Below are 19168 nucleotides of genomic sequence, written 5' to 3'. Positions count from 1 at the left end.
CTCATCCTTCTCTGTGCTTCAGGACCTCGGCGAGGCTCGGCGCCTCCCGGTCCCGTTGGGACATCGATGTGACCGGCAGCGGCCAGGGAATGGCGAGCTCCGGGTCGTCGAAGGCGATCGTCACGTCCTCGGCCGGGTCGTGCGGGCGGTCGATCCGGTACGAGACGTCGGCGGTCTCGGTCAGAGCCTGGAAGCCGTGCGCGCACCCCGCCGGGATGTACACGGTCACCTGCGCCTCGCCGGACAGCTCGAAGAAGACCCAGTTCCGGTAGGTCGGCGACTCCGGGCGCAGGTCCACGACGACGTCGTAGATCCTCCCGTACGAGCACCGCACCAGCTTGGCCTCGCCGGCGCCGGAGCGCAGGTGCAGGCCGCGCAGCACGCCCAGGACCGAACGGGACACGCTGTCCTGAACGAAGGCGTCCGGGTCGAGGCCCACCGAGCGGACCACGTCGGCGTCGAAGGTGCGGCAGAAGAAGCCGCGCTCGTCGGCATGCGGCGTCGGCTCGAACAGGTACGCGCCGGCGATCTCCGGGACTTCGGTCGCTTTCAAGGAGACTCCCGCAAGGCGTGGGCGTGGTCGGTCGCCGGGAACACGGCCGCGGTCAAGGCGGTGAACTGGTCCTCGAGTTGCCGGGCGGCGGCCAGGTTCTGCTCGGTGAGGGTCTGCCGCAGCTCCGCCGAGTGCTTCTCCAGCGCCCGGAACTGTTCGAGGAGCCGGTCGGCGTCGACCTCGCGGGCCGGGTGGCAGTACGCGCCGAGGCCCATCCGGTCCATGAGCGCGTCGCTCTTCGCCGCGTAGCAGAGGGCAAGCACGGGCGTTCCGGTCTTCAGCGCGCAGATCAGGTTGTGGTAGCGGACGGCCACCACGGTGTCGGCGGCCGCCATCTCGTTCATCAGGTCGGCCAGTGAGGCCGGTTCGGCGGCGGTGACCAGCGGTGAGTCGACCGCGTCGAGGATCGCGGCGACCACCGACTCGTCGCATGTGTCGCCGGTGAGCAGCCGGACCGGCCTGCCGTCCTCGACCAGCGTGCGGACGAACTTGATCGTCCCGTCGAGGTAGCGCCGGTGGATCTCCTCGGCCCGGGCGCGGTCGTCGTTGCCGCCGTGGAAGTCCATGACTCCGAGGCAGACGGGACCCGGCGTCCCGGTGGGCGCGCTCACTTGTGGTGTCGGCAGGGAGAACGCGAGGTCGGGGTAGACCTCGTCGCGCGCGGTGTCCACGCCCATCGCGCGCATCGCGTCGCGGGACTGGGCGTCCCGGTACGACCGGTATGCGGCCAGCCGTGCCGACCAGCGCACCAGGGTCCGGGTCGGGCGGTTGCCGATCGCGGCGGCGCCGACGCTGACCAGCGCGACCCGGGTGCCCAGCAGCCGGCCGGTCGCGCAGAGCAGGAACAGCGAGTACGGGAAGCCCCACGGCCGCAGCGGCAGGGTGGCCTCCAGGACGCCCATGCCGGGCACGATCACCACGTCGTGCCGGCGCACCCAGGCAGCGGTGCGGAAGACGTCGACGAGTTTGCCCAGGCCCTTCGCCGCGATCGCGCCCGCACGCGACGCGGTCCGGTACTCCGCGCGGTTCCAGTGCAGCCGCGTCGCGGGGATCCCGAACTTGGCCGTCACCGCCTCGGGTCCGCCGCACAGCGCGTCCACGACCGCGTCCGGGTGCTTGAGCCGGAGGTACCCGAGCACGGCTTCCAGCGATCCGTCGTTGCCGAGGTTGCCGGAGCCGAGCAGGCCGAACACCCCGACGCGCACCGGAGTTCCGTTCGCCGACGTCATGCGCGCCTGCCCTCACGGCCGGCGACGAGGGTGTCGACGGAGACGGTGAGCCGGCCCGGGTCGACCGGGGCGCGGTCCTCGACCCGCTCGCCGGCGCCCGGCCGGACCCGGCTGGTCATCCACGCGGCCAGGTGGCGGAAGCACGCGCGCCGGTCGGCCGGGGACAGCGGCGCCCGCCGGATCGCCGCGGCGAAGCCCCAGACGTACTCGGCGAGGAGCCGGGGCGTCGGGTGCAGCGGGCCTGCCCGGCGCGGGTCCAGGTTGACGCACCGGGAGCGCTTGCTGGGGTTCGCCCGCTCGGCGCGGGTGGGGTGGTCGCGGCGGAAGTACAGCAGCTCCGGCACCTGGTAAAAGGGCCCTTGCAGGGCGATGTCGGTGACGAACGTGCGGTCCGCGTGGTGGTAGCTGTCGAGTGGCTTCACCCGGCGCAGCACGTCGGCCCGGATCACCCCGTAGAAGTCGTCGCCGCCGGGCTCGAACAGCATGCTGCGGAAGCGCTCCGGCGCGTGCGGCGAGTCGGTGGCGAGCCGGTACTCGTAGGGGACCTTCACCCGGCCGTCGCCGTCGATGACCGCCTGGCCGGTGTGCGCGAGGATCATGTCCGGCCGCTCGTCCAGCGCCTCCACGCAGCGCCGCAGCAGGTCTCTGCCGTACAGGTCGTCGTGCGAGGCCCACTTGAACAGTTCGCCGCGGGACTCGGCGAACACATGGTTGTGGTTCGGCGTGGCGCCGATGTTCCGGGGCAGCCGGAGGTACCGGATGCGCGAGTCCTGCGCGGCGTACCGGCGGCAGATGTCCTGGGTCCCGTCGGTCGAGGCGTTGTCGGAGATGACCAGTTCGAAGTCCTCGTAGGTCTGGCCGAGCAGAGCGTCGAGCGACTCGGCCAGGTACTCCTCGCCGTTGTACACGGGCAGGCCGATGCTCAACCGGGGATGGGCGGTCATGAGGTCCTCACTTCGGGGACGGTGTGGTGTTGGTGCTCGCGCAGGGCGGACCGCAGTTGCAGCCACCACACGGCTGAGCCGGTGACGGTCGCGGCGGCGACGCCCCAGGCTGAGCCGACCGTGCCAGCTACGGCCGCCCCGCCGAGCCCGCCGCCGACGTAGCAGGCGGAGGCGAACAGTTGGGAGCGCAGGCTGCGCCGGGCCGCGCCGAGCGCGCGCAGCCCGGCCGCCGCGCCGGTGCCTAGGCCGGCGCCCGCGACGCCGAGGGTGACCATCACGATGAGCTGCGCGGCGGAGTGCCAGACGTCGCCGAGCAGGAGTTCGCCGAGCCGGTCCGGCATCAGCAGCAGCGCGCCGCCCCAGAGCAGCGCGCCGGCGGCCTGCCCGCCGCCCAGCAGGAGGCAGAATCTGCCCAGTTGCTGCGGGGCCTGCCGCAGCACCCGTGCCGCCTCCGGGACGGTGACCAGCGACAGGCCCATCAGCACGGCGAGGAACGGGCCGAGCAGCAGCTCGGCGCCCCGGACCGCGCCCACCGCGCCGAGGCCGACGATCGCGCCGAGCCCGTACGCCCGCAGCTGGCTGGCGCCGCTGAGGCAGGTGTTCTCGACCAGGTACCGGTAGCCGAGGTCGCGCTGCTCGCGAAGCCAGCCGCGTGCCTGTGCCGTCCGGGGCCGGATGCCGGACTGGAGGCAGCCGTAGCCCGCGGCCACCGTGGCGGACGCGCCCCAGGCGAGCACGAAGGCGGCCACGCTGCCCACGTGGGCAGCCACGACCAGGGCCGGGATGAGCGCGATGCCCCACACGACGTCGTTGACGAACGCCTTGCGCCCGGTGCCGGCGGCGAAGAACGAGTACCGCCAGGCGTCCTGCAGCAGCAGCCCCGGCAGCATGACGCCGAGGCAGACGAACGCGGGCCCCACGCGGCCACCGAGGGCCGGCCCGATCACCAGACACGCCGCGCTGATGGCCGTACCCACGCCGAGTGCGGTACCCGTCGAGCGGGCCACCGCCGCGCGCCAGGACGCGTCCGGCGCTCCGCTGAAGCGCACCATGAGCGGGTCGGTGGCTAGCCCGCGGGAGACGTTGAGCACCACGCCGTAGGTCACCCAGGCCAGGCTGAACACGCCGAACGCGGTTACCCCCAGCGAGCGTGCCACGTAGGCGCCCACCGCGAAGTTGCTGATGCTGGAGGCCGCCTGGTCGGCCAGTCCCCAAGACAGCCGGCCGGCTATGGCCCGCAGGGCGGTCGGCCGGGTGGGTCCGGCCGGGGCCGCCGGTGTCGTCGTCTTCTCGCTCTCGGTCGTCATCGGCGTTATGCCTTGATCAGCCCGGCGCCGTGCAGGGCGTCGGCCGCGTCGGCGACGGTGTCGAACGGGAGCCCGGACCGGTCGGCGACGTCGAGCAGGCTGTGCTCGCCGTCGGAGAGGTTGAGTACCCAGAGCATGGCCATCTGGGCCTGCTTCGCGTCGCTGCGGCCGCCGAGCGCGTCGTACAGCCCGCGTCGGCCCAGCTGTGGTTCGCCGTACGGGCTGAGGTTGACGTACTGACGGTTGCGGTCGAGGACGGCGAACGCCTCGCGGCAGACGGCGAGGGTGTCCGCCATCGCCTCCGGGGAGACGAAGTCCAGGTTGTCCGCCGAGGTGTGGTACTCGGGGTAGCCGGCGTACGGGGTCCGGGTGAGCGAGCCCACGCCGAGATTGAACCCGGGCGAGCAGAACTGCCGCTCGTCGTAGCCGTACGGGGTGAACTCGACTGTCTGGTGCGGGCGTTCGGAAGCGGTCAGCACGTGCCGCATGACGCGGTCGATCTCGGCGTCGCCGCGTCTGCTCTGCTTGTACGTCAGCCGGCCCGGGTCGCCGGCGCAGGCCAGCACCAGGCCGTGCTTGACCCGTTCCACCCGTTCCGCGTTGCGGGCCAGCCAGGTGATCGCTCCGATGGTGCCGGGCGCGAACAGGAACCGGTAGGTGTAGTACGTCGGCTGCTCGGCCAGCGCCCGGGCCAGGTACGTCGCCACCGCGATGCCGGCCAGGTTGTCGTTGGCCAGCGACGGGTGGCAGACGTGGCAGGAGACGATCACCTCGTCGGCGACCTGCCCGGGGACCACGTACTCGGCGTAGGTGAGGTGCCCGTCGGCGAGTGTGGAGTCGACGCACACCTCGTACTCGCCGTCCGGCAGCGCGTCCAAGGTCTCCTGGGCCAGGCAGAACCCCCATTCCGGCTTGTAGTAGCTGGTGCGGTACGGCACCCAGGCCGGGTGCTCCGGCAGGGTGTGCAGGTGCGCGCGAAGCTCGGCCAGCGGCATGGTCGCCGACACCGGCACGCTGTAGCCGAGCACGTGCAGGCTGGACGCGGCGAAGTCGACGACCCGCTTGCCGGCGGTGTCGGCGATGTACGCGTCCCGGATGTTCCACTCCTTGGGCACCGTCCAGTCGAGCACCTGAGTCCCGGTCGGCACCTCGTGCACCTGGAGCGGAACGTACTCGCCGACGATCTCCAGGGTGGCGCGCACACCGTCGCCGGTGATGCTCCGGCACAGCGGGTACAACCGTTCCACCAGCGCGTACATCTCTTCGCCGGCCGTGGTCATCGGCGCCACCGCAGGGTGTCGTCGACCGTGCCGGCGTCGGACGCCGCGCGCAGCACGGCCAGCCGGGTGAAGCGTCGCTCGAAGTCCTCCCGGGTCAGCCCGTGCTGACGGTAGGCGTCGGCGAGTTCGAGCGCGCCCTGCTTCACCGTCCACTCGCAGTCGAAGCCGGGCACCGCGGTCCGGAACCGGGAGAAGTCCACCCGGTAGGACCGCGGATCGGCACCGTTCTCCCCGGTGATCACCACCCGCGAGCCGGATACCGCCTCGGCGACCTGCTCGGCGATCTCGGCGACCGTGACGTTGTTGATCTCGCTGCCGATGTTGAACGCCCGGTCGTGCACCGCCTCCCGCGGCGCCACCAGCGCGGCCGCGAAGGCCCGTGCGATGTCGGCGGCGTGCACCAGCGGGCGCCAGGGGGTGCCGTCGGAGAGCACCAGCACCTCGCCGGACAGGAGCGCGTGGCCCACCAGGTTGTTCAGCACGATGTCGGCGCGCAGCCGGGGTGAGTAGCCGAAGGCGGTGGCGTTGCGCATGTACACCGGGCTGAAGTCGCCGTCGGACAGCGCGTGCAGGTCGTCCTCCACCCGTACCTTGGACTCCGCGTACGGCGTCACCGGCCGCAGCGGGGCGTCCTCGGCCACCAGGTCGTCGCCGCCGGCGGCGCCGTAGACCGAGCAGGTCGACGCGTACAGGAAGCGCCGTACTCCGGCGTCGCGGGCCAGCCGGGCCAGCCGCACGGACGCGTGGTGGTTGATGTCGTAGGTGAGGTCCGGCGCCAGTGCTCCCAGCGGGTCGTTGGACAGGGCGGCCAGGTGGATCACGGCGTCGACCCCGGCCACGTGTTCGGCCGTGACGTCGCGCAGGTCCACCCGCCGCCCCGGCGGATCGGCGGGCGCCGGGCCCAGCACGCAGTCGGCGAACAGGCCGGCGTCCAGCCCGACGACCTCGTGCCCGGCGGCCGCGAGGACCGGGGCCATGACGGTGCCCAGATAGCCCTGGTGCCCGGTCAGCAGTACGCGCAAGGTTCATTCCCCCAGGTCGAGAGTGAGTTTGGTGACGGCGAACGCCTCGGCGTAGCGCGCGTGGCATTCGATACCGCGGATCCGCGCCAGCCCGAGGAAGGCCTCGCGGTCGTACCAGGGCCGGCGCCGCTGCGAGGGGTAGTGCTCCTGCAGCAGCCGCACCTTCCGCTCGGCGATCTCCGGCGACAGCGGCTGGTACGCCGCCATACGGCCGAGATCGCCGTCCCACTTGACGATCTCGTAGCCGAGCACCAAGTGGTCGCGGAACGCGGTGGTCATCAGCTTCGCCAGACCGCGGTGGTCCTGGTGCGCGTCGTCGGTGCGCGGGGCCAGCACGAGATCCGGCTCCGTCCCCGCGCGCAGCTCCTCGACCGCCGCCTTGGCCTCGTCCCAGTACGCGGGCAGCCGGCCGTCCGGCAGCTTGTGCACGGTCAGTCGCAGGTCGGCGCCCGGGCAGAAGGCGGCGAGCGCGGCCTGCTCCTCCTGCTCCCGTTCGCTGCCGCCGCCGGAGAGCACCAGCACGTCGACGCGGACACCCGGCCGCGCGTGGCACAGGGTGAGCAGCGTGCCGCCGGCGCCGATGGCGATGTCGTCGCAGTGCGCACCCACCGCGACGATCCGGTCCAGGCGCCCGGCCCCGAGCCGGATCACGCCCCAACTCCGGAGCCGGCCCGGCTTCCGGTCGCGCCCGCCACCGCGCCGTCGTGTTCCCACACGGCCCACGGGCGCTCGCCCCTGGCGTAGGCGGCGTCGAGCGCGGCCCGCTCCTTCACGGTGTCGGTCGGCTTCCAGAAGCCGCGGTGCTGGTACGCGATCAGCCGCCCGCGCTTGGCCAGTTGGGCGCAGCCGTCAGCGACCAGGTCCCCGTTCTCCGGGATGTGGTCGAAGACCTCCTGGCGGAGCACGAAGTAGCCGCCGTTCTCCCACAGCGGCAGTTCACTCACCGCGGTGATGCCCCCCACCAGGCCGTCCTCGCCCAACTCCACACAGTGGAACGAGGACTGCGGCGGCACCACCATCATCGACGCACCCGCGTCGCGCCGGGCGAACCGGTCGATCATCTCCGGCAGCGGGGCATCGGTGAGGACGTCGGCGTAGTTGGCAAGGAACATCTCGTCGCCGTCCAGGTGGCGGCGCACCCGGCGCAGCCGCTCCCCGATCGGCGACTCGATGCCGGTCTGCACAAACGTGATCGTCCAGTCCGAGATGTCGGTGGACAGCAGCTCGGTCCGCCCGCTGCGCAGCACGAAGTCGTTGGACGTCGTCTCCTCGTAGTTGAGGAAGAAGTCCTTGATGTGGTGGGCCCCGTACCCCAGACACAGGATGAACTCCGTGTGCCCGAAGTGCGCGTAGTAGCGCATGACATGCCAGATCAGCGGACGGGGGCCGACCATCGCCATCGGCTTGGGCACGTCGTCGGAAGCTCCGTTGCGCATCCGCATCCCGTAACCGCCGCAGAACAGAACGACCTTCATCGCTTGACCTCGACAATGCTCAGTTCCGGGATGGGAAAGACCAGCCGGCCGCCCCAGTCGTGCACGAAGGACAGCTGCTCGACCAGCTCGGCCCGCAGGTTCCACGGGAGGACGAGGACGTAGTCCGGTCTGTCGGCGGCGATCTGCTCGGGCGGCAGGATCGGGATGCGGGTGCCCGGAGTGAACCTGCCGTGCTTGTAGGGGTTGCGGTCGACCGTGTACGTGAGCAGGTCGGGCCGGATGCCGCAGTGGTTGAGCAGGGTGTTGCCCTTGCCCGGGGCGCCGTAGCCGACGACCGTCTCGCCGCGCTCGGCCGCCTCGATGAGGAACTTGAGGAGGTCCCGGCGTACCTTGGCCACCCGCTCGGAGAACTCGGTGTACCCGGACAGCTCCTGCAGCCCGGCGGCCTTCTCCCGGTCCAGCACGTCGGCCACCCGCCGGGTCGGCTCGCCGGCCACCTCGGCCGGCCGGGCCCACAGCCGGATGGAGCCGCCGTGCGTGGGCAGCAGCTCGACGTCCACCAGCGCGAGCCCGCCGCTCGCCAGCGCCCGGATCGCGGACGCGACCGTGTAGTACTGGAAATGCTCGTGGTAGATCGTGTCGTACTGGTTCTCCTCGATCAGGGTCAGCAGGTGCTGCACCTCGATGGAGACCCAGCCGTCGTCGGCGACCAGGGCGCGCAGCCCCTGGGTGAACCCGACCACGTCGGGGATGTGCGCGTACACGTTGTTGGCCACGACCAGGTCGGCCGGGCCGTGCTCGGCGCGGACGCCGGCGCCGGTGGCCGGGTCCAGGAACTCCGTGAGCGTGGGCACACCCGCCTCGCGTGCCGCGGCGCCGACGTTCACCGAGGGCTCGATGCCAAGGCAGCGGATCCCGCGGTCCACCACGTGCCGCAGCAGGTACCCGTCGTTGCTCGCGACCTCGACCACGAAGGCGTCGGTGCCGAGACCCAGCCGCTCCACGGCGTCGGTGACGAATGTGCGCGCGTGCTCCACCCAGGAGGTCGAGTAGGAGGAGAAGTACGCGTACTGCGTGAACGTCTCCTCCGGCGTGATCAGCGGCGGGATCTGTGCGAGCCAGCAGCCGGTGCACACCCGCAGGTGCAGCGGGTACGCCGGCTCCGGCAGGTCCAGTTGGTCCGCGGCGAGAAAGCTTTCGCACGGCGGGGTCGCCCCCAGATCGACGACGCTCGCCAGCGCCGCCGAGCCGCAGAGTCGGCATCGTGTCATCTACTGCCTCCATCCCGCTCGCGCGGGTGCCCCCGACGCGAGCCAGTGCTTTTGTCCCCTATCGGCGGCGGGCTGTCCCCGCTGCCGGACCGCACCGCGATCGCGGTGCGGTACTCCTCCACCAGGCGCTCCAGCCCGACGGCCGGGCTGAAGTCCTGCTCATAACGGCGCCGGGCCGCCTGGCCCATCTCCTGGTTGCGTGCCGGGTCGGCCGTGATCCGGCGTATGCAGGACGCGAGCGAGGCGGGCTCTCCCGGCTGGTGCAGCAGCCCGGTCACCCCGTCCTCGACGAGTTCGACGAAGGCGCCGTGGCCGGCGGCGACGGCCGGGACCCCGGCCGCCATCGCCTCCACGACCACCAGGCCGAACGCCTCCAGCCACGTGGAGGGAGCCACCACGGCAACCGACCTCGCGATGACCTTGCGGCACTCCGCCGTATCCAGCAGGCCGGCGTAGCGCACGTCGTCCCGGCCCGCCGCCCAGGCGGTCACCTCCCGCTCCAGCGGCCCCGTGCCGGCGATCACGAGCGGCACGCCCACTCCGCTGTCGGCGGCGATCTCGTCCCACGCGGCCATGAGCAGCCGCACGCCCTTGGCTTCCGCGAGCCGGCCGAGATAGAGCAGATGCTCGCCGTCGCCTACTCGGCACGTGCCCGGGTCGGGCACGAAGTTGTGCTTCACCGCCAGCCGCTCGGCCGGCATGCCGGCCTGCACCAGGACGTCGCGCTGCGCCGCGGAGATGCAGAAGAACCGCTCCACGCCGGACCACCACCGCCGCCGGTTGACCGACAGGCTGACCGCGAGCGGCACCGTCGCGAGGCGGGAGTTGCGGTAGCAGCCGTGCCGGACGGCGGGCAGCGGCGCCGCCGACCCGACGCACTCGGTGCACGGCCGGCCGTCCCGCTGCAGCGTGCCGGGCGGGCAGACCTGGGTGTAGTTGTGCAGCGTGGCCACGGCGGGCACACCGGCGTCGGCGCACGCGGCCAGCACCGCCGGCGACAGCAGCGGGAAGACGTTGTGGACGTGGACCACGTCCGGCTGCTCGGCGCGCAGCCGGGCGGCGAGCTCCGTGCGGACCGCCGGGTTCCACGGCACCCGCAGGGGCACCGCGACCTTGGCGAGGAGGGACATGGCGGCGATGTCGTCGCTGCGCCGCTCGAACACCTCGACCTGATGGCCGGCCCCGCGCAGCAGCGCCACCTCCTGGTCGACGACCCTGTTCTCCCCGCTCGGCTGCGCCGAGGCGTAGCGGTTGTGCACCACGAGGACGTGCATGCTCAGGCCACCTCCGATTTCCGGGACCATCGCGGGACGCGTGGCCGGGGGACCTGGGGCGTCGGGAGGGGAGTGGCCGCGGCAGGCGCCGTCAACAGGGAGGCGGCCACGGCCAGATGCAGCAGATACGGCGAGGCGTCGCCCAGCCCTGCCTCGGTGTACGACGCGATCGCGCAGTAGCTGATCAGGAAGATCGCGCAGGCCCTCGACAGCGACGGTGGCCGCAGCAGCGCGACGCCGCCCAACACGATGATGATCGCCGCCACCAGGGCGACGCCGATCAGACCCTGCTCGTTGTAGACGGCCAGCCAGCTGTTGTCGATCGGCAGCCCGCCGAACGACTTGTCGCCCAGGCCCACTCCGAAGAACTTCTCCCCAGTCGTCCGGGGGGCGGCCAGCAGGGCGTCCCAGACCTTGGCCCGGCCGGTGAGGCTGGAGAAGTTCTCCTTGCTCTGTCCGCGCAGGAACCACGTCTGCAGGGCGGAGGCGAACCCCACGGCAGCCACCGTGGCGCACGCCACCGCCCAGGTGAAGAACCGACGGGCCGCGGCGCTGGTGAGCAGGAGCGAGCCGATCGCCAACAGCAACCCGAGCAGCAGGCCGAGCGTGGCCGTCCGGGTATGGGTCAGGGCGAGCAGGATGAGTGACGGCACGATGACCACCGCCGCACTGACCTTGTCGGTCCGGCGGCCCAGCAGGAGCAGCACGGTGAGCCCGATGATCACCGCGGCGTACTGTCCGATCTGCGGCGGGGTGAGCGGCCACAACGCGCCGACCAGCCGCCCGCCGTAGAGATCGGGCATGGCCGCGCCCGGTGAGACGACCAGGCCGGCGGCCACCGTCCCGAGCACCGCGAAGTACATCCGGATGTGGTGCCGGACGAACGTCAGACCGCCGTCCCACCAGCGGCTGAGCAGCCACAGCGTGCCGACGAAGAGAGCCAGCCGGAAGCAGCGGAACAGTGCGCCGAACCCCAGGTGCACGCTGGAGATCACGCTCGACACCAGCAGCAGGGTGAGCAGGAGCAGGTAGGCGCTGGACCGGATGCGCAGCCGGAGGTTGACCGTGAGGGCCAGCGCGAACGCGGCGACCAGCGCGCCCATGGTGACCATCTGGATAAGGGAGCGGGGCAGCGGGACGATGGTCTTCGCCCCGGCGGAGCCCAGCGTGTTGAGGACCAGCAGCCCCCAGACAGTGCCGACGATCTTCGGTGTGCGCTCCGCGCCCATCTCAACCACCGTCCCGTGCGCGGAGGGTGCTGCCCGCGTCCTGGCGGTACGGCGTGGCCTGCCACTGCGCGAAGTCGAGCACCTGGCTCGGGTCGTGGGCGACGAACTTCCACGGTCCGACGTAGACGTTGTCGTGCCAGCGGTTGTCCTGCTTCTGGGTGATCGCGTCGGCGACCTTCTCGCCCTTGTACGGCGACCAGTCCGGATAGGTGCCGTAGTTGGACAGCACCGCCATGCGGTCGCACTTCGCCGTGCAGTTGACGACGGACTTGTCCAGCACGAAGCGGTTGTCGTGGATGTCCACCCGCTGGGTCTTCCACCGGCAGTCGGCGTAGAGCGGTGCGGTGGCAATCGCCGGCTTCGCGCAGCTGGCGGTCTTCTTCACCAGCAGCGTGCAGTCACCGGACGAGGTGTTGGCCGGGCTGTTGCAGAACCGGTCGGCGTTCTCCCACAGGGTGATCCCGGACCAGTTGTCCTCCAGCACGTTCCGGTAGATCTCGATCTTGTTAGTGCGGGCCTTGATCCGTGGTTCGCCGCCGGACTCGGACAGGTAGATGGTCGCGAACGGGAAGCTGTCGCCGCGGTCGGCGTATTTGCGGCCCTCGACCCAGTTGTTGCGCCGGATGGTGTTGTTCCGGATGACCGCGTTGTAGCTGGTCTCGTAGATCAGCGCGGCACCGTCGTTGGCCTCGAGCACGTTGTCCTCGATGAGGAAGTCGTTGTTGTTGGTGTCCGCCCACAATCCGGTTCCGCGGTTGTCGTGCACCCAGTTGCCGCGTATGTCGGCGCCGTTGACTGCCCAGAACTTGACGCCTCCGGTGCAGCCGCAGCCCGGCTGCCGCCGCTCCCAGTCGCCGGTGTTGTTGCCCGTGATCTCGTTGCCCTCGACCACCAGGCCGGTGATGGTGCCAGTGGCCTTGTACGCGTTCATGCCGTATTGGCCGTTGTCGCGCAGGCAGTTGGCGCGGACCTGCTGGCGGTCACCGGCCATCAGCCCGGCGCCGGAGTTGTTCTGGATCGTCGCGTGCTCGATCACCCATCCGTCGGCGGAGTCATGGTTGACCACGCCCTCGTCACGCGGCGGGACGAAACCCTGCACGGTCAGGTAGCGGATGGTGACGTCGCGGGCGGTGCCGCTGAACGCGTACTGGTTGGTCTTCCGGCCGTCGAACACCGCGCCTGGCGCGCCGAGGTAGACGTCCCCCTCCTTGGGGATGACCTGGGCGTAGCGGTCCGGCTCGAGCCTGTGCGTGCCCGGTCGAAGCCAGAACGTGGTGTGCGGAGGACTGTTCTTGGTCTTCGCAGCCAGGTCACCGACCACCGCGGGGTCGACCGTCACCGCGTCCGCCGGCGCCTTCGCCGGCCCGGACGCGGGCTTGGCGCACACCCGGGCCATGGAGGTGGTTGGCGCCTCGGTCGGCCCCGCGGCCGGGGCTGCCGGCATGCTCGTGCAGCCGGTCGCCGCCAACAAGGCCAGCGCCGCCGCCGGCAACGCCCAGTTCCGCCACTTGATCCACACGCGTCCTCCCCCTCTCTCTAGCCGCGGAACCTGAGTACGGTGGTGAACCCCTCCGTGCCATCGGCGGAGCCCGTGCCGACCAGCGTGGTGGTGGGTTCCTTGCGCCCGAAGCCGGCGGAGTACCAGCCCAGCGGCGGGCCGGTCTCGCCGCGGTGCGCCCGCCAGGACAGCTGCCCGGGCAGGTCGAGCACCGCGGAGCGGTCCTCGCCGTCCCGGGTCCAGGTGAGCTGTGCCCGGTTCCCCACCAAGTCCGCGGCGATCGCCGGGCCGAGGTGGAACGCCAAGTGCACGGCCCGGCGCGGGCCGCGCACCTCGTCCACGACCCGCAGCTCCTGGCTCTCGGCGGTCAGCTCCACCCGGCGGCGGTGCACGGAATCCTGGTACCCGTCGTGCTCGGCACTCCAGTGAGCCACCCCGTCGCCGGACGCGTCCGCGGCCAGGACGCGGCTGCGGGCGTGCCGGGTCCACAGGAACGGGCCGCCGGAGACGGACTGGTCGGTGCCGTCCAGTTGCAGGGTGTTGTGGCCGAGGGTCGACCGGAAGTACTGCCGCCACTGGGGCTGTCCGTGGTAGCAGAACGTCCCCGGGTCGGCGAGGACGTCGACCCCGTCGTGCCGGACCTCCACGGACAGCGCGTCCGCGTGAGCATGCGCGGCGATGGACAGGAAGCCGTGCGGCCCGCCGTCGCAGCGGCACCAGATCTCTCCCGGACCGCGCAGGATGGTCATGCCCGCGTCGGCGAAATGGGCCGGCCGGCCTGCCGGGCGGGACACGGCCGGTGCAGTGGGCCGGATGAGCGCGGCCAGCAGCGGGGTGCGCACATCGGTGCCGGTCACCGCCGGCCACCAGGCGAGCCGGCCGAACACGGCGTCCCCGGTGGCCAGCAGCGAGGCCCAGCGGTCGGTGCCCGCGCCGTCCACGACCAGACCGTGTCCGTCGTCCGCGTCCCCCTGGCGCGGCGGCCGCAGCCGGCTGTCCACGACGGCCGCGAGCGCGTCGGTCATCCGCAGCAGCACCAGCCGGATCGACGCGGGGACCGGCACGCCGGCGGCATCCGCCTCGGCGACCGCGGCCAGGCCGAGCTCCAGCACCAGTCCGTGATATTCGGTGGCCAGCTCGCGGTTGAGGCCGGAGGCGAAGGTGTTGGCGCGCAGGTGCCGATCCAGCGACCGCAGCGCGTCGGCGCGCCAGCGCGCCGAGGAGGGGAACCACCCGAACGCGCAGGCCGCGGCGAACTGCCCGGCGGCCTCGGCGATGACGTGGTTGTTCGCCGAGGACCCCCGGCTGGGGAAGGCGGCCAGCCAGCGCTGGTGGTGCCAGATCTGGTTCAGTGCCACCGGGTTGCCCTCGAACAGCCCGGCCGCGCCCGGCCAGCCCTCGAGCAGCCGGCGGATCCACACCCAGGACAGCAGCCGGATACCCAGCTCGATGCCGCTGGTCCAATGGACGCCGCGCAGCGGCGTGTTGACCGCCCACCACGAGCGCAGGTGCTCGGCCACCCGCTCGGCGTACCGCTCCTTGCCAGTGATCGCGTAGGCGGCGGCGAGCTGGGTGAGGTACTGGTGCCGGGACAGCTCCCAGATCTGCTTGATGTCCCCGACCGCGTCCTCGTTGCGGTACGGCACGTCGAAGGCGTAGCCCGAGGGAGCCCGGCGCCCGGTCTTCGGGTCGTACCACCAGTCCGGGTCGGTCAGGTCGTCGCGGTCCACCCCGAAGTACTCGGCGTGCCCGGCCATCAGCCGGTCCGCCTCGGCGATGAGGCGTTTCGCGGCGTCCGGTGGCACCGCGTCGATCGTCCCTGCGGGCAGTACCGCGGTGAACCGGGCGCCGGTCACGCTGGGGCAGTCCGGTCGCGCCGACCGCCACCGCCGCCTGCGCACCGCGTCGCCCGCCCGGCCGCCGACCTCCTGCGGTCCCATCCGGGACAGCCGGCGCAGGTACCAGCCCGCGCTCATGGTCATCGCGCCCTCGCCAACGTCACCGGCACGCCGCCGGCCAGGCCGGCCTGCACGGCGAGGGTGGCCGCCGTGGTGGCGACCAGCGACTGGAGCGGCACCGGCATCGGACCGCCGGTCCGCACGGCCTTGATGAACGCGGCCAGTTCGGCGTTCTGGCCCTTGTCCCGGGCCTTGGGCAGCCGCGAACTGACCCACTTCTTGCGGCCGTAGACCGAGGCACGGACGAAGTCGTCGAGCCGCAGCACCTTGCCGTCCGCGACCAGGTCCAGCGTCTCCTTGGGGAAGCCGGGCGCACCGGTGGTGACGTAGCTGATGGTGGCCGTGGACTCGTCCGGGTAGCGCAGCACGATCTGCAGATCCTCGTTGCCGGACGTGGCGGTCGCGTACACCGAGACCGGGTCGGCCTCCAGCAGCCAGCTCGCCGTGTCGATGAAGTGCCCGCCCTCGCCGGCGAACCGCGAGCCCTCGGAGCCCTGCCGGAGGTACCAGCTGCCGTGGTCCAGCCGGCCCGCATTGACCAGGTAGCGCAGGCTCGCCGGACCGGTCCGGACGCCGAACCGCTTCCTGGCCTCCTGCAGCAGCGGCGCGAACCGGCGGTTGAAGCCCACCTGCAGCCGGTCGTTGCCGGACTCCTCCACCGCCGCGAGCACGCCGGCCAGCTCGTCCTCGGTGAGCGCCAACGGCTTCTCCACGAACACCGTCTTGCCGGCCAGCAGCGCCCTTCGGGTCAGTTCGGCGTGCGAGCTGTGCCGGGTGACCACGAACACCGCGTCGATGGACTTGTCGCCGAGCACGGCGTCGAGATCAGTGGTCGCCTCCGCGAAGCCGAACTTCCGCTGCGCGTTGGCCGCGGACAGCGCCGTCGTGGTGACCACGGTCGACAACTCGACGCCCTCGCGCCGTGCCAGATGCGGCAGCAGCATCGACGTCGCGTAGTTCCCCGCGCCCACGAACGCCAGCCGCACCGGCGCCTTGGCAGAGCGGGCCGGGGTGGCCACTTGGCCGCTGCGTCGCGGCGCGGGCACCGCCACCGCCGGGGCCTCCGCTTCCCCCGCGTGTTCGGGGTAACGGAACAGCACGGCAACGGCCTTCAGGTCGCCGTCCTTCAGGCGCTGGTACGTCTCGACGGCGTCGTCGAAGTCGGCGATATGGGAGACCAGGGGCTCCACGTCGACGCTGCCACGGGCGATGAGATCGAGGAAGCACGCCAGGTTGCGGCGCTCGGTCCAGCGCACGTAGCCGATCGGGTAGTCACGCCCCTGGAGCTCGTACTCCGGGTCATAGCGCCCGGGGCCGTAGGAGCGGGAGAAGCGGACGTCGAGCTCCTTCTCGTAGTACGCGTTCCACGGCAGGTCCAGGCGGCACTTGCCGATGTCGACGACCCGACCGCGGTCCCGGCAGAGCCGGGCGGCCAGCTCGACGGGCTGGTTGCTGCCGCCGCCGGCGGCCAGATACACCTGGTCCACGCCGTGCCCGCCGGTGAGTTCGGCGACGGCTGCTTCCACGGCCGCGGAGGAGGGATCGCCGCAGGCCGCCGCGCCCAGGCGCTCGGCGAGCTCGCAGCGCGCCGGGTCGGGGTCGGCCCCGACGACGCGGACTCCCGAGGCGGCCAGCAACTGCACCACCAGCTGCCCGATCAGTCCGAGGCCGATGACCAGCGCCACGTCGCCGAGTTGCGGCTCACCGCGGCGGACGCCCTGCAACGCGATCGACCCGACGGTGCCGAAGGCCGCGTGCCGCGGCGCGAGGCCGTCCGGCACCCGGGCGTAGAGGTTCTTCGGCACCCAGTTCAGCTCGGCGTGCAACGCGTGCTCATTGCCCGCGCAGGCCACGAGGTCGCCGACCTTCACATCGTCGATCCCGGCGCCGACCTGCTCGACCACCCCGCACAGCGAGTAGCCCAGCGGCGTGTAGGAGTCCAGCTTGCCCATCACCTTGCGGTAGGTGGCGGGCACCCCGTTGGCGGCCACGCTCTGCACGACCTTCGCCACCTGGTCCGGCCGGGAGCGCGCCTTGCCCAGCATCGACATGCCGGCCTCGGACACCTTCATGAGCTCGGTCCCGGTGGAAATCAGCGAGTAGGCGCTGCGGACCAGCACACCGCCCGGCTTGCACCCTGGCACCGGCACGTCGAGCAGCGCCAGCTCGCCGCTCTTGTAGTTCTGTACGACCTGCTTCACTCGAAGTCCCCTTGTTTCTACGCCGTCTTCTACGCCGCCGAGCGAGCGTTCTGGCCGGACCTGGAGGTCGCGTCGCGGTACCAGTACTCGAGGGTCAGCACATGCCACAGATGCTTGGAGAAGTCCCGCTGCCCGGCGGCGTCCTGGGCGACCATCCGCGCCAGGGCGTCGCGGCGCAGGAACCCTGAACCGACGAGCACGCCGTCGTTGACCACCTCGCGCACCAGCGGTGCCAGATCCCGGCTCATCCAGGCCCGCAGCGGGGCGCTGAACAGGCCCTTGGGCCGGTACACGATCTCCCGGGGCAGAACCGAGGCGGCCGCCTCCTTGAGGACGGCCTTGCCCTGCCGTCCGACGATCTTGCGGTCACCGGGCACGGCGAACGCCGCCCTGACCACCTCCACGTCCACATACGGCACCCGCACCTCGGTCGACGCGGCCATGCTCGAGCGGTCCGTGTAGGCGAGGTTCAGGCCCGGCAGGAACATCCGGGCGTCGGTGAGGCACATGCGGTTGACGAAGTCGTCGAGGTCGTTGTCCTGGTAGACGTCCGCATGCTCGGTCAGCACGTCCTCGACCGCCGGGGCCAGGTCCGGATCGATCAGGGCGAGCAACTCGTCCTGGTCGTACATGGTGTAGCTGCGCCGGAACGCGGTCTCCTCCGGCAGATCGGCGAAGGAGAGGAACCGCTTCGCGAAGCGCACCGACCGCAGTCCCCGGCGGGACGTGGCGACCGGCAGCCGGTCCACGGCCCCCGACACCCCGCGCCGCAGGGGCCGCGGGACGCGCTGGTAGCGCAGCGCGATCAGATTGGCCAGGTGCTTGCGGTAACCGGCGAACAGCTCGTCCGCACCCATCCCCGAGAGCATCACCTTCACCCCGGCCTCCCGGGCGGCCGAGCAGATCAAAAACGTGTTGATCGCCGCGGGATCGCCGATCGGCTCGTCCAAGTGGTACGTCATCCGCGGCAGCAGGTCGAGCACATTCGGAGCGATCTCGATCTCATGCAGGTCGACACCGAACCGCTCGGCCACCTGCCGGGCATAGCGCAGGTCGTCCGGCATCGCCTCGAACCTGGCGTCCTCGGCCCGGAACCCGATCGTGTACGCGGAGATCCCCGGCCGGTGGCGGGCCGCCAGCGCGGTCAGGTAGCTGGAGTCCAGCCCGCCGGAGAGGAAGGTCGCCACGGGTACGTCCGAGAGCAGGTGACGCCGGGTCGACTCCTCGACGACGGCGGCCAGGTCCGGCCGCTCGCCGGCCCGGGCCCGCTCCCGGCCCTCGGCAGCGACGTCCTTCAGGTTCCAGAACCGGCCGCGCTCCACCCGGCCGTCCGGCCGGCACCTCAGCCAGCTGCCCGGCGGCAGCTTCTCCGCTTCACGCAACGCGCACCGCGAGTCCGGCACCCAGTAGTACAGCAGCGAAGCCACCAGCGCCGCATGGTCCACCTCCAGCGACCCACCGGTCACGGCGGCGAGCGCCTTGAGCTCCGAGGCGAACACCAGACCCCCGCCGCGCCGGAGCAGGAACAGCGGCTTGATGCCCAACTGGTCACGGACCAGCACCAGCTCACCGGTTCGCTCATCGAAGATCCCGAACGCGAACATGCCGCGCAACCGGGGCAGACAGTCCGTCCCCCAGCGCCGCCAGGCCTCCAGCAGCACCTCCGTGTCGGAGGTACCGCGAAAGCGCACCCCGGCGGCCTCCAACTCGGCCCGCAGCTCGGGCGCGTTGTACAGCTCGCCGTTGTACGTCAGCACGAGGCCGTCCAAGACCATCGGCTGGGCGCCGGTCTCGGACAGGTCGATGATGGCCAGCCGGCGGTGCCCAAGGTGCACTTCGCCGCCGCCAGCGGGGTGGCTGTACCGGCCTGCCCCGTCCGGACCGCGGTGGGCCAGGGTATCGGTGAGCCGGTCGGCCACGGCCTTCCCGTCCGGCCACCGGTAAGCGCCTGCGATGCCACACATGT

At 71.7% G+C, this 19168-nt stretch carries 15 protein-coding genes; all 15 read right to left on the bottom strand.

What is annotated here, in order from left to right; translation table 11 throughout:
- Window position 1: 1 nt before the first annotated feature.
- The 15 genes from rfbC to asnB are packed head-to-tail and all read right to left on the bottom strand — an operon-like array spanning window position 2 to window position 19166.
- Entirely contained in the window at window positions 2-553 is a 552-nt protein-coding gene (gene rfbC, locus ACQEXA_RS50920; protein WP_433133405.1) for a dTDP-4-dehydrorhamnose 3,5-epimerase, read from the bottom strand.
- Window positions 550-1782 carry a polysaccharide pyruvyl transferase family protein gene (locus ACQEXA_RS50915; RefSeq protein WP_433133403.1) on the bottom strand — a complete coding sequence of 411 codons (1233 nt, stop codon included), beginning with the start codon at window positions 1780-1782 and terminating at the stop codon, window positions 550-552. Before ACQEXA_RS50915 ends, rfbC begins: the two co-directional genes overlap by 4 nt.
- Entirely contained in the window at window positions 1779-2726 is a 948-nt protein-coding gene (locus ACQEXA_RS50910; RefSeq protein ID WP_433133401.1) for a glycosyltransferase family 2 protein, read from the bottom strand. Before ACQEXA_RS50910 ends, ACQEXA_RS50915 begins: the two co-directional genes overlap by 4 nt.
- Window positions 2723-4033 (bottom strand): hypothetical protein, encoded by a 1311-nt coding sequence (locus tag ACQEXA_RS50905; RefSeq protein ID WP_433133399.1) that lies wholly within the window; start codon window positions 4031-4033, stop codon window positions 2723-2725. The genes ACQEXA_RS50910 and ACQEXA_RS50905 overlap by 4 nt, the downstream gene beginning before the upstream one ends.
- A 5-nt stretch (window positions 4034-4038) precedes the next feature.
- On the bottom strand, window positions 4039-5322 hold the full coding sequence (locus ACQEXA_RS50900) for a DUF4910 domain-containing protein (protein ID WP_433133397.1): 1284 nt from the start codon (window positions 5320-5322) through the stop codon (window positions 4039-4041).
- Window positions 5310-6335 (bottom strand): NAD-dependent epimerase/dehydratase family protein, encoded by a 1026-nt coding sequence (locus ACQEXA_RS50895; RefSeq protein WP_433130449.1) that lies wholly within the window; start codon window positions 6333-6335, stop codon window positions 5310-5312. The genes ACQEXA_RS50900 and ACQEXA_RS50895 overlap by 13 nt, the downstream gene beginning before the upstream one ends.
- 3 nt (window positions 6336-6338) lie before the next feature.
- Window positions 6339-6986: a PIG-L deacetylase family protein gene (locus ACQEXA_RS50890; protein WP_433133395.1), complete on the bottom strand. Its 648-nt coding sequence runs from the start codon at window positions 6984-6986 to the stop codon at window positions 6339-6341.
- Complete coding sequence (locus ACQEXA_RS50885) at window positions 6983-7810, bottom strand: glucose-1-phosphate cytidylyltransferase (RefSeq protein WP_433133393.1); 828 nt, start codon at window positions 7808-7810, stop codon at window positions 6983-6985. The genes ACQEXA_RS50890 and ACQEXA_RS50885 overlap by 4 nt, the downstream gene beginning before the upstream one ends.
- On the bottom strand, window positions 7807-9042 hold the full coding sequence (locus ACQEXA_RS50880; protein WP_433133391.1) for a class I SAM-dependent methyltransferase: 1236 nt from the start codon (window positions 9040-9042) through the stop codon (window positions 7807-7809). The genes ACQEXA_RS50885 and ACQEXA_RS50880 overlap by 4 nt, the downstream gene beginning before the upstream one ends.
- The gene (locus ACQEXA_RS50875) at window positions 9039-10316 is read right to left on the bottom strand and encodes a glycosyltransferase (RefSeq protein ID WP_433133389.1); all 1278 of its coding nucleotides are present in this window, start codon (window positions 10314-10316) and stop codon (window positions 9039-9041) included. Before ACQEXA_RS50875 ends, ACQEXA_RS50880 begins: the two co-directional genes overlap by 4 nt.
- A 2-nt stretch (window positions 10317-10318) precedes the next feature.
- Window positions 10319-11545 (bottom strand): O-antigen ligase domain-containing protein, encoded by a 1227-nt coding sequence (locus tag ACQEXA_RS50870; protein ID WP_433133387.1) that lies wholly within the window; start codon window positions 11543-11545, stop codon window positions 10319-10321.
- A gap of 1 nt (window position 11546) precedes the next feature.
- On the bottom strand, window positions 11547-13064 hold the full coding sequence (locus ACQEXA_RS50865; RefSeq protein ID WP_433133385.1) for a right-handed parallel beta-helix repeat-containing protein: 1518 nt from the start codon (window positions 13062-13064) through the stop codon (window positions 11547-11549).
- A gap of 17 nt (window positions 13065-13081) precedes the next feature.
- Window positions 13082-15025, bottom strand: a complete 1944-nt coding sequence (locus ACQEXA_RS50860) for an alginate lyase family protein (RefSeq protein WP_433133383.1) — start codon at window positions 15023-15025, stop codon at window positions 13082-13084.
- Window positions 15022-17202, bottom strand: coding sequence for a bi-domain-containing oxidoreductase (locus ACQEXA_RS50855; RefSeq protein ID WP_433133381.1), 2181 nt, complete (start codon window positions 17200-17202; stop codon window positions 15022-15024). The genes ACQEXA_RS50860 and ACQEXA_RS50855 overlap by 4 nt, the downstream gene beginning before the upstream one ends.
- Window positions 17203-17231: 29 nt before the next feature.
- Complete coding sequence (gene asnB, locus ACQEXA_RS50850) at window positions 17232-19166, bottom strand: asparagine synthase (glutamine-hydrolyzing) (RefSeq protein WP_433133379.1); 1935 nt, start codon at window positions 19164-19166, stop codon at window positions 17232-17234.
- Window positions 19167-19168: the final 2 nt, after the last annotated feature.

Origin of the sequence: Streptomyces sp. CA-106110, from assembly GCF_050936285.1 — a bacterium.
Lineage (GTDB): Bacteria > Actinomycetota > Actinomycetes > Streptomycetales > Streptomycetaceae > Streptomyces.
This window is presented reverse-complemented; position numbering and strand designations above follow the sequence as displayed.

Bases quoted from the DNA above. Each gene is read 5' to 3' on its own strand.
- ACQEXA_RS50915 (WP_433133403.1), bottom strand. From the start codon at position 1,782: ATGACGTCGGCGAACGGAACTCCGGTGCGCGTCGGGGTGTTCGGCCTG.
- ACQEXA_RS50910 (WP_433133401.1), bottom strand. From the start codon at position 2,726: ATGACCGCCCATCCCCGGTTGAGCATCGGCCTGCCCGTGTACAACGGC.
- ACQEXA_RS50905 (WP_433133399.1), bottom strand. From the start codon at position 4,033: ATGACGACCGAGAGCGAGAAGACGACGACACCGGCGGCCCCGGCCGGA.
- ACQEXA_RS50885 (WP_433133393.1), bottom strand. From the start codon at position 7,810: ATGAAGGTCGTTCTGTTCTGCGGCGGTTACGGGATGCGGATGCGCAAC.
- ACQEXA_RS50880 (WP_433133391.1), bottom strand. From the start codon at position 9,042: ATGACACGATGCCGACTCTGCGGCTCGGCGGCGCTGGCGAGCGTCGTC.
- ACQEXA_RS50875 (WP_433133389.1), bottom strand. From the start codon at position 10,316: ATGCACGTCCTCGTGGTGCACAACCGCTACGCCTCGGCGCAGCCGAGC.
- ACQEXA_RS50870 (WP_433133387.1), bottom strand. From the start codon at position 11,545: ATGGGCGCGGAGCGCACACCGAAGATCGTCGGCACTGTCTGGGGGCTG.
- ACQEXA_RS50860 (WP_433133383.1), bottom strand. From the start codon at position 15,025: ATGACCATGAGCGCGGGCTGGTACCTGCGCCGGCTGTCCCGGATGGGA.
- asnB (WP_433133379.1), bottom strand. From the start codon at position 19,166: ATGTGTGGCATCGCAGGCGCTTACCGGTGGCCGGACGGGAAGGCCGTG.